Annotated in this window: 9 protein-coding genes; 3 read left to right on the top strand and 6 right to left on the bottom strand. The window is 62.1% G+C overall.

Translation table 11 applies throughout. From position 1 onward, the window contains the following. Positions 1-12 precede the first annotated feature (12 nt). The 3 genes from E5K02_RS02995 to ispG form a co-directional block, all read right to left on the bottom strand. Positions 13-675, bottom strand: a complete 663-nt coding sequence (locus E5K02_RS02995) for an NAD-dependent epimerase/dehydratase family protein (RefSeq protein ID WP_135391930.1) — start codon at positions 673-675, stop codon at positions 13-15. Positions 676-811: 136 nt separating this feature from the next. Next, complete coding sequence (locus E5K02_RS02990) at positions 812-1,114, bottom strand: hypothetical protein (RefSeq protein ID WP_167856267.1); 303 nt, start codon at positions 1,112-1,114, stop codon at positions 812-814. Between the two features lie 17 nt (positions 1,115-1,131). Then, entirely contained in the window at positions 1,132-3,192 is a 2,061-nt protein-coding gene (gene ispG, locus E5K02_RS02985; protein WP_135391926.1) for a (E)-4-hydroxy-3-methylbut-2-enyl-diphosphate synthase, read from the bottom strand. A gap of 376 nt (positions 3,193-3,568) precedes the next feature. Here ispG and E5K02_RS02980 point away from each other — a divergent pair, with 376 nt between their 5' ends. Together E5K02_RS02980 and E5K02_RS02975 are read left to right on the top strand one after the other, a co-directional pair. Further along, positions 3,569-4,057 (top strand): TlpA disulfide reductase family protein, encoded by a 489-nt coding sequence (locus E5K02_RS02980; protein WP_135391924.1) that lies wholly within the window; start codon positions 3,569-3,571, stop codon positions 4,055-4,057. A 37-nt stretch (positions 4,058-4,094) separates the two neighbouring features. Next, on the top strand, positions 4,095-4,715 hold the full coding sequence (locus E5K02_RS02975; protein WP_135391922.1) for a thioredoxin family protein: 621 nt from the start codon (positions 4,095-4,097) through the stop codon (positions 4,713-4,715). Between the two features lie 344 nt (positions 4,716-5,059). On the opposite strand, the gene E5K02_RS02970 is transcribed toward E5K02_RS02975, so the two are convergent. After that, a complete protein-coding gene (locus E5K02_RS02970) occupies positions 5,060-6,028 on the bottom strand; it encodes an NAD(P)H-quinone oxidoreductase (protein ID WP_135391920.1) in 969 nt (322 codons plus the stop codon). 31 nt (positions 6,029-6,059) lie between these two features. Further along, positions 6,060-10,667, bottom strand: coding sequence for a PAS domain S-box protein (locus tag E5K02_RS02965; protein ID WP_135391918.1), 4,608 nt, complete (start codon positions 10,665-10,667; stop codon positions 6,060-6,062). Between the two features lie 291 nt (positions 10,668-10,958). On the opposite strand from E5K02_RS02965, the gene E5K02_RS02960 reads away from it, so the two are divergent. Further along, positions 10,959-11,468 (top strand): hypothetical protein, encoded by a 510-nt coding sequence (locus E5K02_RS02960; RefSeq protein ID WP_135391916.1) that lies wholly within the window; start codon positions 10,959-10,961, stop codon positions 11,466-11,468. A 77-nt stretch (positions 11,469-11,545) separates the two neighbouring features. On the opposite strand, the gene E5K02_RS02955 is transcribed toward E5K02_RS02960, so the two are convergent. Next, the gene (locus E5K02_RS02955) at positions 11,546-14,194 is read right to left on the bottom strand and encodes an Ig-like domain-containing protein (protein ID WP_167856266.1); all 2,649 of its coding nucleotides are present in this window, start codon (positions 14,192-14,194) and stop codon (positions 11,546-11,548) included. Positions 14,195-14,647: the final 453 nt, after the last annotated feature.

Below are 14,647 nucleotides of genomic sequence, written 5' to 3'. Positions count from 1 at the left end.
CCACTACTAGCCTTACCGCTTGGCCAGGGCCACGATGTCGGGTACTTCCAACACCTTTTTCGGGGCGCCGTACCGGGCGACGTGCAGCATGGCCTGCCCCAGCTCGGCTATGGTCGAGGCGAACTTGGGCGACAGGGCGCGCACGACCGGGTAGAGCCAGCCAAAGTACTTGTAGTACGACAGCACGTGCTGCTGGCCGGGCGTGGCGCGCAGAAAGCCGGGGCGGAACATGTAGGCAGCCTTGAAGCCTAAGTCGAGCAACGTGTTTTCGGTTTCACCCTTCACCCGGGCCCACATCTGCCGGCTTTGCAGGGTACTATCGGTGCTGGCCCCCGACACGTAGCAGAACGTCAGCTCGGGGTTGCGGGGCAGCAGGGTTTGGGCGAAGTGCAGGGTCAACTCATAGGTGTGGCGGCGGTACTCGGGCTCCTTCATCCCCACCGACGACACGCCCAGGCAGAAAAAGCAGGCGTTGTAGCCCGTGAGCTGGTCCTGAATCGGCGTCAGGTCGTGGAAGTCAGCATGAATGATTTCGCGCAGCTTGGGGTGCTGGTGGCCGCTGGGCCGGCGGCTCACGCTCAGTACCTGCTCCACATCGGGGTTGCTTAGGCATTCCAGCAGCACGCCCTCTCCTACCATGCCGGTCGCGCCGGTCAGTATCACTCGTAGTTTCATGCAGGTGCAGACGGCTGAGCGGCGCGGATGTTTTAGGGCACCTTATCCTCGGCCCGCCTTACTGCGGCACGTTACCCGGGGAGCCAGAAAAAATCGGCAGCAGTCGGTCACTTTTTCGTGCCCCCGCTACGGCGGCTTACTTTTTCCTCAAATCAGTGGGCGTCGCCACAATAACTAACAGGCTAGCAGCCAAGCCACACCAGCCATAGATGTTCAGATGGGTTTTTAGCCTTCTGTGGTACGAGCAATTACCGTGTCGGCCAATCTTTGTGGTATTCCATTTGTCGGCGCACCCTTCGTAGGCACCCAACGCGGCAAAGCCACAGGCAATTACGAAGGTGCCGCCCAGTATCCATTTAGGCCGCTTGTCCAGGTTCAGAAGCTTGGCCAGCAGAATCGCACCGGCAAAACCACACAGGAGAAACAGCATCAGTCTCATCTTGTAGCGGCGTTTGCCTACACTCCCACCGGCTCTTCCAGCACCACGGGCTCCAGCCACTTGCCGTCTTCGCGCATAAGCTCGATAAGCTGATCCACGGCCTGCTCCTCGGGCACGGATTTCTTGATGACTTCCTGACCGCGGTAGAGGGCAATTTTGCCTTTGCCCACGCCCACGTAGCCGTAGTCGGCGTCGGCCATTTCGCCGGGCCCGTTCACGATGCAGCCCATGATGCCGATTTTGACGCCCTTCAAATGGTCGGTGCGCTTGCGAATCATGGCGGTGGTTTCCTGCAAATCAAACAGCGTCCGGCCGCAGCTGGGGCAGCTGATGTACTCGGTCTTGGACATGCGCGTGCGGGCCGCCTGCAGAATGCCGAAGCTGAGCTGGTTGAGCTGGTCCAGGGTCGTGAGCCACTGCTCTTTAGGGCGCTCGGGCAACAGCTCGGTGCTCAGCACCACTCCGTCGCCGAGGCCGTCGAGCAGCAGGCCGCCCACGTCGGTGGCGGCGTAGAGCTGGGTTTGCTCGGCGGTCAGCTCGGGGTACTGCCGGTTGATAATCACCGGGTTGGTGATGCCATTATTGAGCAGCTCGAAAAACGCCCGGCGGATTTCGGGCATGGCGTGGGCGTTATCGGTATGAAGAATCACGACAGCCGTGGCATCCTGGCGGAGCTGGTCGAGGGCGGCGGGCGTGAGTGAATCCAGGGTCTGGAACACGAAGTTCAGCTCCGGATGCTTGGCGCCGGCTACGGCGTATTCGGCCGGGGTGAGTACGGGGTAATGGTCGGGGCGGCGGCCGGCATCGAGCCAGGCGCTGTAGTCCACCACTTCTTTCAGGCCGTTGGGCAGCATAAACGGCACCGGGCGCTGCCCGCTATACACGTAGTCGGCACCCAGATCATTCATTTGAAATTTATCCAGGAAGGCCGAGTACAAGTGCCCCACGGCCCGCAGATCGGCATATTCTACCGACGACAGCCGGGAAATATCCACCAGTACCCGGGGCACGTTCTGCCCGCCCAGGTTCTGCACTTCGCGGGTGTGGCGGCGGAAGTACTGGAAGGGGTCGATGGGAGGCTGGTTGTTGGTTGCTGGTTGTTGGTTGTTAGTCTCGTTTGACTTGCTCGTAACGGACTCTACGCCCAGCGGCCGAATGGGCTTGGCCTCAATAGCCCGGGTGGTGTAGCGGTCAATCAGGGCCCGGGCCACGGGGGCTTCGGCTTCGGGCGCTTCGGTGAGCGACACGCGCACGGTGTCGCCGAGGCCGTCTTCGAGCAACGTGCCGATGCCCACGGCCGACTTGATGCGGCCGTCTTCGGCCTCACCGGCTTCGGTTACGCCCAGGTGGAGCGGATAGGGCTGCAGGCCTTCTTCGTCGAGCTTCTGGACCAGCAGGCGGTAGGCCTGCACCATCACCTGGGTATTCGAGGCCTTCATCGAGAGCACCACATCGTAGTAGTTCTCTTCCTCGCAGAGGCGCAAAAATTCCAGGGCCGACTCGACCATGCCCAGGGGCGTATCGCCGTAACGGCTCAGAATCCGGTCGGACAGGGAGCCGTGGTTGGTGCCGATGCGCATGGCCGTGCCGTACTGCTTGCAGATCTGCACCAGGGGCCGGAACCGTTCCCGGATACGCTCCACTTCGGCCGCGTAGCTGGCGTCGGTGTAGTCGATGACGTCAAACTTCTTCTTATCGGCGTAGTTGCCGGGGTTGACGCGCACTTTCTCCACGATGCGGGCGGCCAGCTCGGCGGCGTTGGGCGTGAAGTGAATGTCGGCAATCAGCGGCACCGAGCAGCCGCGCTTGCGCAGCTCCTTCTTGATTTCGAGCAGGTTCTGGGCTTCTTTCACGCTGGGGGCCGTGATGCGCACGTACTCGCAGCCGGCCTCCACCATGCGCAGGGTTTGCTCCACCGAGCCCAGGGTGTCCATGGTGTCGACGGTGGTCATGCTCTGCACCCGGATGGGGTTGAGGCCGCCCAGGGGCAGGTCCCCGATTTTCACTTCGCGCGAGAGGCGGCGCTTGTATTCGGTCAGGCTGGGGCAGTAAATCTTGGAGGCGGAAGTCGAGGTCATGCGGCGGGCAAGGTAAGCGTAGCAAAAACTACGCAGCGGCGCGTAAAGTTGCGGCCGACAAAGGTACGCAAGGTTTGGAAGTGGTGCTTGGGCGAAAAACGTTGGCCTGTAGAGCTGCCTACTCCTGTCTGGGGCGTCGAAGGTTCGTCTACTACGTCTTCCTGCGCAATGCAGAAGAGTCTTATTCAGGCACCACAAGTCACTATTAGGCTGGCCGTTCGAATTCCGTGAGGCCCGGTGCCGGCCCAGGCAGACCAGAATAAGTTCGGAATTGTAACGGGTCGGCCTGTTCTCCCCAAAACGCAGGCAAGCGTCTGGTCGGGCAGCGGGCAACTTTCCGGCGTATCAGCTGTCTTTCCTCAAACGACTTGATTCTATGAAATTCCTAACGCTCTTTTTATTAGTTACCGGGCTGTTGTACGGCGCGTCGGCCCAGGCCCAGCAGGTTGCCGTTATCAAGCTGCCGGAGCTGCAGAAGCGGCTGAGCCAGCAGAATGACACGACTTACGTAGTCAACTTCTGGGCCACCTGGTGCGCCCCCTGCGTGAAGGAGCTGCCGCTGTTTGAGCAGCTGAACACGACCCACGCCGGAAAAAAGGTGAAGGTGCTGCTCGTGAGCATGGACTACGCCTCCCAGCTCGACAAGAAAGTGAAGCCCTTTGTGCTCAAGCGCGGCTTGAAGTCGGAAGTGGTGCTCTTGAACGAGTCGGACCCGAATACCTACATGGATAAGGTGGACCCGAAATGGTCGGGGGCGCTGCCGTTTACGGTAATATGGAACGGCCGGAAGAACCGGCGGGCCACCTTTGAAAAGGAGTTCACCCAGGCCGAGTTGACGGCCGAAATCAGTAAGTTTTTGCAGTAGCAGTACCGCTCATGTTTTCCACCTTTTCCCTTTTCCCATGAAAAAGCTTCTCTCCTTCTTCCCCGCTCTGCTGGCGGTGGTTTTGCTCAGCAACTTCGTGGACGGCCCAGCGGGCTACCAGGTCGGCGACAAAGTCGCGGACTTCAAGCTCAAGAACGTGGATGGTAAGATGGTGTCGTTGGCTGATAACAAGGCCGCCAAGGGCTACATCGTGGTGTTTACCTGCAACACCTGCCCCTACGCCAAGGCCTACGAAAGCCGCATCATCGAGCTGCACCAGAAATACGCGCCCCAGGGCTACCCCGTGGTGGCCATCAACCCCAACGACCCCGCTACCGTACCCGGCGACTCCTACGCCGAAATGAAAAGCCGCGCGGCCAGCAAAAAGTACCCCTTTGCCTACCTGCAGGACGAAACCCAACAGGTGGCCCGCACCTACGGCGCCACCCGCACGCCCCACCTTTACGTGGTCAGCAGGAAAGGCGCCGACCTGGTAGTATCCTACATCGGGGCCATCGACGACAACTCGGAAGATGCCAAGCTGGTCAAAACCAAGTATGTAGAGCAGGCCATGACCGACATCCTAGCCGGCAAGCCCGCCGCCCTGAGTTCTACCAAAGCCATCGGCTGCACGATTAAGTGGAAGAAAAACGGCTGATATGCGAAGGCGAAGGAATGTGCTGAGGTGGTGATGCCCGTGTCCTGGCGAGGCAGAGCCGAAGCCATCCGTCATTTGTCATGGCGAGCGAAGCGCGGCCATCCGTCCTCTGCGAAGTGACTACTGCTCTTGTACCAGAAAGCCCTGTATTCCAGCTGGAGTAAAGGGCTTTTCAGGTTAAAAGGCGCCGCACATTTCAGCGGACGGATTGCCACGGCTGCGCCTCGTAAGGACAGGTAAAAAGGGCTTCGTGGGCAAAGGGCGTGACTTCCTTCGCAGCGGACGGATGGCTTCGGCTCTGCCTCGCCAGGACACGAGCATTAGCACCAGCACATTTCTTCGCGTTAGCACGTTAGCACGATTTTGCCGATATGCTCGCTGCTTTCCATCAGTTGGTGAGCGGCGGCGGCTTGGGCCAGGGGAAAGGTGCGGTAGATGACGGGCTGGAACTTACCCTGCGCCAGCAGCGGCCAGACATGCTTTTCGACCTCGGCAGTTAGGGCGGCTTTGAAGTCGGCGCTGCGGGGGCGCAGGGTGCTGCCGGTGATGGTAAGGCGGCGGCGCATGATTTCCAGCGCGTTGAACTCCGCTTTGGCGCCGCGCATGGCGTTGATAAAGACCAGGCGGCCATCTTCCCGGAGCAGGTTCAGGTTTTTCGGAATATAGTCGCCGCCAATCATGTCCAGAATCACGTCGAAGCCGGTTTCGCGTAGCGCAGCCTCAAAATCTTCTTCCCGGTAGTTGATGCAGCGCGTGGCCCCTAGCTGCTCGCAAGCCTGGCACTTGGCGGGGCTGCCGGCCGTGGCAAATACCGGAGAACCCAGAGCGGCGGCCAACTGTATGGCCGTACTACCAATGCCGCTGCTACCGCCGTGCACCAGCAGGGTTTCGCCCGGCCGCAGCTGGCCGCGCTGAAACACGTTGTGCCACACGGTAAAGACGGTTTCGGGCAGCGAAGCGGCCTGGGGCATCGTCCAGCCGGGTGGCACGGGCAGGCAGTGGCGAGCGTCCACAACGGCGTACTCGGCGTAGGCCCCGGCCGTAAGCAGGGCACATACCGCGTCGCCGGGCTGCCAGCGCGTGACGTCCGCCCCGCAGGCTTCGACAAGACCGGCCAGTTCCAGGCCGGGTACCAGACCGGTGACGTCGCCCGCGCCGCCATACTTGCCCTGGCGCAGCAGCACATCCGGCCGGTTGAGGCCGGCGGCCTGCACCCGAATCAGGACTTCGTGGGCGGCGGGTGCGGGCCGGGGCAGCTGCCGGAGCTGGAGTACCTCGGCCCCGCCCGGCTGACTAATGACTATAGCATTCATAGCATCGATTCGAGAAGAAAAATAGGGCGAGCTAGTTGGTGGTAGCGGCCCGGCTTTCGGTTTTAAAGTGGATTCGGAAGGTAGAGCCCACTCCCACCTCACTGTCGACTTCCAGCCAGCCTCCGTTGAGTTGCACCATCCGGTTGACCAAATACAACCCCATGCCCGAACCTTCGACGTGCTCGTGAAAGCGCCGGAACAGCTGAAACAGCTCTTTGCCGTGCCGCTCCAGGTCGATGCCCTGCCCATTATCGGCTACGCTCAGTACGGGCAAGCCAGCTTCCAGACTGCTCCAGACCCGCACCCGGGGCGTGCGGCCGGGCTGGGCGTATTTGAGGGCATTGCTGAGCAGGTTGTAGAGGATGCTTTGCAGGTTGGGCCGCACAAACCAGACGGTGGGCACGGCCTGAAAGTCGAGGCTAAACTCGGCGCCCAGCGCCGTGCTTTGCTCCTGCATGCTGCTTAGAACCTCCCGGGTCAGGAGCTCCAGGGCTACTTCGCCGGCCGGCACCAGGGCATGGCGGCGCTGCAGCTGCACCACGTCGGAGAGGTCGTGAATGGTCTGGTGAATCTGCTGCAGGGCCCGCTCAAACATGGTGATGAGCTTGATGGCGTCCGGGTCGCGGAAGTAAGCCGTGCGCGTGAGTTCCTCGAAAATGCCAGCCATGTTGTTGATGGGCTGCTTCAAATCGTGGGAGGCCGTGTACACGAAGCTGTCCAGGTCGGCGTTGGTGCGGGCCAGCTGCTCATTGCGGGCCTCCAGCTGCCGGCTGGCCTGCTTGAAGTCGTCGATGTCGGTACTGGTGCCAAACCACTTGAGCAGGGTGCCCTCCGCGTCGCGCATGGGCGTGCCGCGGTGCAGAAACCACCGGTAGCGCCCATCCTGGACCGAGAAGAGCTGGCTTTCCTGCTCATAATCATGGCCACTCTGCATACCGGCCACAAACTTTGCCGTCACCTCTTCCCGGTCCGGGGGCGGAATCAGCTCGGTCCAGCCAAACTCCAGCGCGTGCTCCACGGACACGCCGGTCAGCTCGGTCCAGCGCTGGTTGATGTAGTCGAGCTGGCCGTCGGGCCGGGCGGTCCAAACAATTTGCGGAATGCTTTCGGCCATAAAGCGGAATTGCTCTTCGCTACGGCGCAGCTGGTTTTGCAGCTCTTTCTGCTCGTGGTTGTCGACCATGGTGCCATACCAGCGCAGGGCCTGGCCCTGGGCATCGTACTCGGGCACTCCCCGGCTGATCTGCCAGCGGTAGTGCCCATCGTGGTAGCGCAGGCGGTATTCCAACTCCCAGGGTTGCCCCTGCCGCAAGGCCTGCTGCAGGCTCCGCCGCACGCTGGCTTCGTCGTCGGGGTGCAGCAAGGCCGTAAAAATGTCGTGGCTGGCCAGCTCAGTGGTTTGCCCCGTGTAGTGATACCACTGGGGGCTCAGGTATTCCATCCGGCCATCGGGGGCGCAGATAAATGATACGGCCGGCAAGGCTTCGGTCATGCGGCGCAGGCGCACGTCGCGCCGACTTACCTCGGCGGCCAGGGCACCGGCGCTCTGCCGGGCCCGCACCCGCTCGGTGGCATCCACGGCAAAAGCCAACACCCCGTAGATCTGCCCCTGCTCGTCGCGCAGGGCCTGGAAAGTCAAGTCCAGGTATAACATAGCTTGGCCTGTGGGAGCTCCCACAGGCTGCATGGGCACTTCGTGCCCCACAAAGGTTTCTCCGGTCTGATACACCCGGTCGAGCCGGGCCACAAAGCCTTGCTCCACCATTTCGGGCGCTACTTCGGCCAGCGGGCGGCCCAGCACTACTCTTCTGTTCATCAAGGCATTATGGCTCTCATTGAAGAAAGCGTAGCGGTGGTCGGCGCCCTCCATGGTGGCAATAATAGCCGGAGCCTGCCCCAGAATCAGGTTCAGCCGTTGATCCTGGCGGCGGAGCTGCTCCTGCACCCGCTTCTGGTCGTCGATATCGGTATTGGTGCCCAACCACTGGGTAATGGCTCCCGAGGCGTCGTGCAGGGGCAGCAGGTTGCCCAGAAACCAGCGGTAGCGCCCATCGGCTCCCCGCAGGCGGTGCTCAGACTGCGCCGGTTCCCCGCGCTGAATCACGTCGGTTAGCTTCGTATAAGTAGCGGCGGCATCATCGGGGTGCACAAATTCGCGCCAGCCGGCGCCCAGCAGCTCGGCGGCCCCGGCCCCGGTGTAGGCCTGGTAGCTGCGGTTGGTGTAGGTTACCTGCCCGTCGTCAGGGTGGGCCGTCCAGGTGAGTTGGGGCAGGGCCTCCAGGAGCTGGCTGAAATGCGCCGTGCTGGCGGCCAGCTCCTGACTCAGGCGCTTCTGCTCGTGAATATCTACCGTAGAGCCGTACCATTTCAACCCCTCGGCCGTATCGGCCGGCACCGTGTGGCTCAGGTGCCAGCGGTAGTGCCCATCGTGGCGGCGCAGGCGCACTTCAATGTTCCAGCCGCGCTTTTCGGCCAGGGCTGCCGCGTATTCGGCCGTGGCCCGGGCCCGGTCATCGGGGTGCAGCAGCTCGTTCCACACCTCGTTCACGTCGGTCCCGTCGGGGTAGCCGGCGTAGTGCCACCACTGCGGACTGGTATATTCGGTGCGGCCGGTGGCATCGTTGATGAACGTCATGATGGGCAGGGCTTCGGTCATGCGCCGCAGCCGCTCGTCGCTGTATTGCAACTGCGTGGTCAGGGCCTCGGCGCGCTGGCGGGCCACTACCTGCTCGGTTACATCGATGGCGAAGGTGAGAATTCCCCGGGTTTCGGGCTGGTCTTCCAGGGGCGGCAGCAGCTGGTAGGAAAAGTTGAAAAAGTGGGGTTCCGGCTCCTGAGTCAGGGCATTGGGCAAATCTACCCGCTGCTCGAAGGCCTTGTAGGGTTCCCCGCTGCGGTAAACCTCGTCCAGGATCCGGCCGAAGCCCTGCTCGATTATTTCGGGCTGGGCATCGGCCACGCGCTGGCCCAGGGCGACGCGCCCCCCCATCAGCTGCAGAAACTGCTCGGAAAGAAAGGAATAGCGGTGCTCGGGGCCTTCTATCGTATTGATGATGGCGGGCAGGTTGTTGAGAATGCGCTGCAGCTGCTGGTCTTTGCCTTCGAGCTGCTCCTGAAATTGCTTTTGGTCGTTGATATCGACGCTGGAACCGTACCAGCGCGCCACCGAGCCATCGGGACGCAGCATGGGCACGGCACGCAGCAGCTGCCAGCGGTAGTGCCCGTCGTGGCGACGCAGCCGAAACTCCCCCGACCAGGGTTGGCGCTGCTCCCGTCCGCGCGCAAAGGCCGTCAGCATCCGGGGCCGGTCGTCGGGGTGAATGGGCTCGGCCCAGTTAATGAAGTCGGGGGCGGGCTGCTGGCCCGTGAATTCGTAGCGCTGCGGATTGATGTAGAGCATCTTGCCTTCCGCATCGGTGATATACACAAACAGCGGCAACGACTCGACCATGGTGCGAAACTGGGCATCCTGCTCCCGGATTTCGGCCATCAGATCGGCCGTGCGCTGCTTGGCCAGCACCCGCTCGGTCACGTCGATGCCAAACACCAGAATGCCCTGGGTGTGGCCCTGCTCATCGGTCAGGGGCTGCAGCACCCCGTCGAAGTAGAGCGTAGCCACCGAGCCGTCGGCGGCGGCGGGCTGCTCCATGGGCATTTCGGTGAGCACGAAGGGCTGACCGCTCTGGTAAATTTCGTCGACCAGTTTGATGTAGCCGGTGGTCACCAAGCTCGGCACGGCTTCGGCGGCGGGCATTCCCAGCTGCACCTTGCCCCCGAACAGCTGGTTGCCCTTCTCATTTAGAAAGCCATAGACATGGTTGGGCCCCAGCAGCGTGGCAATATGGGCCGGCACCTGACTCAGAATCTGCTGTAAGTGCCGGTCCTGGGAAGCCAGGCGCTGCTCTATCTGCTTGTGGTCGTGCACGTCGAAGGTAGTGCCCACCCAACTGGTGATGGCGCCGGCCGCATCCCGGCTCGGGGCGCTGCGCACCAGCATCCAGCGGTATTCGCCGTCGTGGCGCCGCAAGCGGTATTCCGCCTCGAAGTCGGAGCCCGTAGCCAAAGCCTCCTTCCAGGTCTGCTGCATCGTGGCCCGGTCCTGGGCGTGGGTGGCTTGCAGCCAGCCTTGCCCCAGGGCCTGGTCCGGAGGCAGGCCGGTATAGGCCAGCCAGCGGGAGCTATGATACTCGGCGGAGCCATCGGCAGTGGCCATCCAGGCCATGACCGGGAGCGTATCGAGCAGCTGCTGAAAAGGCGGTCGGCCCTCCACGGTGGGCGCGGAGTTCTGGGCTTCGGGCACCGGCTCGGCGCGGTACAGAAAAAAACGAATGTCACTTTCCGGCCCGACTACCGGCCAGGTCCGGTGCCGCCAGCCGTGCTTGGTTACTTCGTACGCCTGCCGGGAAGCCCGGACGTGGTCCACTGCGTCGAGCAGAATACGGAGCAACCCGTCGGGCAGCCCCGCCGCCGAGCCGGCAAACAGCCTCTCTACTGTCTGGCCCAGCACTTGGTCGAGGGAACAGCCAATGGCCGCCGCGGCCGCCCCAGATGCTGCCACTACGGTCAGTTCCGGCGTTAGGGCCAGGTGCAGGTCCGGCAAGGCCTCAAACAGGGTTTGGTACTCGGAGTGGAGAAGCATAGAAGAGGAATTACCGACTGCCGGTCCAGCTGGGCATGCGCAGTATACGGACTTGGCCGCACAGTGAAGAACCGAGGCGCACCGGAGGCTGGGCAACGGGCCCTAATCCGGTAGGCAACCTACGGAACAGAGCCGGCAAGAAGTAGCCCGGCCGGGCTTTATTTTTCGGCCACCTCCCGCCGGGCTTTGCACTAGTATTGAATGGCTACACCGGCCCACCCCGCCAACTCCTTTTTTTACCCTTTCTTCGCGCTGCCGCGTAGCACTATTCGGCAGCCAGCGCCTTTGCGTATGAAAACTCCTCTCTTCCTTCCTCCTTTATTTAATGCCGCCCGGGCCACGGGCCTGGCGGCCTGGCAAACCGGGCGGCTGTTTCAGCAGCTGGCCAAAAAAGCCCTGGATTCGGTGCAGGATATTCTGCGGGCCGAAGTGCAGAAGGGCAATGTGCAGCTGGTAGCCGATTTTTTAGCCGACAAAGCCCTGCCCGCGGCCAAAGCCCTGCTGCTGGAGCGGATGGCGGCCCGCCTGCTGGTGCGCATCGGCCTGCGCGGGGCGCTGGCCACCAATGTCGTGGGCTGGATTTTGCCCTTCGTGCTGGAGCGGCTGGTGCAAGTAGGCGTGTCTACCGGCTTCTTTGAGAAAGTAAAAAGCCACGCCACCGTGTCGGACACCCTGCGCCGCCTCGACGAACTGAAGCGTGCCGCCTGGAAAACCCTGGTACCCGATGCCGGCAGCAGTGCCGAAGTACTGCCCGACGACGCGCCCACCCCGCCCCAGCTACCGGCCGCACCTAAGCCGTAGCCCAGCCGCTTTTCTTCCACAAAAAAAGCCCCGAAGTAACAACTTCGGGGCTTTTTGCCAAACGAATACCTGCAGGGCTAGTGCGCAATCAGGATCCGCTGGGTGAAGGTATCAGCCCCTTTCTGCCCGACCAGTACATACAGGCCGCTGGGCAGGGTGGCAATAGACATCCGCACCTGGTTGTCGCCCAGGCTCAGGCTGTGCTGGGTCGAGGCCACGCGCTGCCCCGTCGCGTTAAACAAGGCCAGGCTCAGCTGCTGCTCGGCCGGGGCCTGCACGGCAATGGTGAGCTGGTCGTCGGAAGCCGGGTTCGGGTATACCTGCACGTCGCTAGTGGCCACCCCGCTACTAACCGGGATAAGCTCGGTGCCTCCCCCAACGGTTACAACCACCGGCGTGGAGAACCGGGAACCGCTGTTGTTGTCGATGGCCCGGGCCGTGAGCGTGTACGAGCCTGCTCCCACGCCGCTCCAGACGAAGCTATAGATGCTGCCGGGCCCCGCCACGATTGACTCGCCGATTTTGGTAGCCCCGTTGTAGAACTCCACTTTGGCCACGGTGCCGTCGGCGTCGAAGGCAATAGCCTCAATTTTGATGGTAGCCGGGGCCGTGAAGCTGGCCCCGGTGCGCGGCTGCGCAATAGCCACTTTCGGCGGAATGTTGGTATCCACCGTCACGCTGACCAACACCGGCGCCGACGTGGTGGTGGCGTCGTTGCTGTCGGTGGCTTTGGCCGTGAGACTGTAGCTGCCCACGGGCACGCCCACCCAGCTGTAGGTATAGGGCGCGGTCAGGTCTTCCCCGATTTTGGTAGCGCCGCTGTAGAACTCCACCTTGGTCACCGTGCCGTCCACATCGGCCGCCGTAGCGGCAATGTTGATGGTGGCCGGGGCGAAGTAGGAAGCGCCCGAGGCAGGAGCCGTAATGCTCACGGTTGGGGCCACGTTTTCGTTCACCGTCACAGTTACGCCCGCCGAGGTAGTAGCCGCCCCGTTGTTGTCGGTGGCTTTGGTCGTCAGGGTGTAGGTACCGGCCGCTACGCCCGTCCAGCTGTAGGTATAGGGGGCCGTTAGGTCTTCGCCCAGCAGGGTAGCGCCGTTGTAGAACTCCACTTTGGCCACGGTGCCGTTGGCGTCGGTAGCCGTAGCGGCAATGTTAATGGTAGCCGGGGCAATAAACGTAGCGCCCGAAACCGGTGAGGTAATGCTCACGGTAGGAGCCACGTTGCTGGGCACGGTGCCCGAAATGAAGTAGGCGCCCAGCGAGGCATAGTCGGAGTTGGCGCCCAGGGCGCCCTGCACCCCATCAATCTGCAGATAGTAGGTACCGGCGGGCAGAGCCTGCGAAATAGAGGCATTCAACCCGGCCGGGTCGGCGGATGCGACGACGGCGTTGGCCGAGTTACGCAGCACCAGGGCAATGTCCAGGTTGGGATAATCCGGGTTGGGATTCACGTTCAGCGTTACGGTGCCGCCGCTGGTGGTAAAGGAAAACACGTCGACATCAGTTCGCGTCGTGATTACGCCCTGGTTGGAGGCCGCAATCACGCCGGCCCCGCTGACGCTCAGCGCCGTGGCGCCGGCGCTGGTATTGCCGTGGTCGTCGCCGCGGTAGGTGAAGCCGTTCAGGGTGGTGATTTTCAGCAAGTCATCCTCCGTGTTATTGGCGTTAGGGTACTCGCCTTTGCTCCACTGCACCACGGGCCGGTAGTAGCCCACGCCCATAATGGGGGCCCAGGATTCCTGCCCTTGGAAGTAGGCCTCGGACGGCGTGGTGCGTCCGTCGTGTGACAAAGACAGCGTATGACCGACTTCGTGGGAACCCGCTTCCCCGGCCCCGATGATGCCGGAGTTCCACACCCAGCAGGGCGTTTCCCCGCGCGAGGTGCCGCCCCAGATAAAGGAGTTCAGGTAGGCTACTCCCCCGGCCCCGGGGTAGAAATAGTTGGTGGGAGTGAAAATAACCCGCATGCGCCGGTTGATGGGGGCACTGTTGAACACGGCCTCATTGGTCGTAACGTTCAGGGCAAAAGGCCGGAAATCTTCGGCCATAATCTTCCAGACCGCCAGAATCTGGGCTTCCGTCAGGGACGAAGGGGCGGCCACGATGGGAGCCCCGCCGTTGAAATTCGTGTTCCAGAGCGTGCCCGAAACCGTCTGCCCGTCCAGGTCGAGGTACACTACCGCCCCGGCGCCGGGCAGGCTTTCGAGCACGGGGATGGCCGCGGCGCGGGAGGCCGCCGACGGGTCGGATACCGGCTGCTCGCCCTGGGCCTGGTCGTAGGTCACGCAGAGTATCTTATCAATATCTTTTTCTTCCAGGTACACCACCCCATCGGGCCGGGAGGTGAAGCTGTAATACTTCTTCTGGTCGCGCATCACGATTTCACCCGTCACCTGCGCACCCACAACTTTGACGTAGAAACTGCTGTGTGCGGCCCCGGCCACGTCGCCAAAAAACAGCTCGGCCGCACCTTCCTGCTTGCTGGATTTCAGGTTTAGCGCCAAAGCCGACCCACCGGGCACTTGCTGGCGAAGGGTGCTGGGCCGGCCGGCCACGGCCTGGGCTTTCTGCCGGAATGCGGCGGTAACGGAAGCAGCCGAACCCAGCTGCAGGCTTGCCTTGGCGGGAACTTCCACAGAGGTAGTCTGGGCCAGTACCCGCGAAACGGGGCTGAGCCACAGGCACAGGCAACTGACGAAGAACATGGTGCAAATCTGTTTCATAGTCATTAGGGCTTGGGGTAGGATGGGGTTGGGAATAGTAAGGAACATGAACAGAGGCTAAGCTCTTCAGGAGCTTAGTCAAGCGCAGAAGGTGGCCGCAACCTGGTCGCAACCAGACTTGCCCAGGCAACAGGCAAGTAGTGCCGGCAAAAACTCGAATGAGTTTTCGGCGGACAGGACCTCGGTATGGACTCTTAGCAGGTGGGACGGACACCTGGAGCAAGAGCACCGGAAAAGAGTAGCCGAACCGGCAGCCGAAAATCTATCTGCTGTCAGTTCAAGCACTTAAAAATCACAGTGGGTACGCTTCGCCTATCCGCTTCGGGGAAGCGCCAGCAGATCAAGGCTTATTCTTCACCGCATGTAGAGAATCAGTGGCCCGGGCTCCGGGTCACACTTCGGCTGGGGTTGTTATAAGGCCCGCCGTGTACTATGCTTATATTTAACATGATT

It is taken from the genome of Hymenobacter metallicola (assembly GCF_004745645.1).
GTDB classification, from domain to species: Bacteria; Bacteroidota; Bacteroidia; order Cytophagales; family Hymenobacteraceae; genus Hymenobacter; species Hymenobacter metallicola.
Note: the sequence above shows the minus strand (reverse complement) of the source record. Positions and strands in the feature narration are given on the sequence as shown.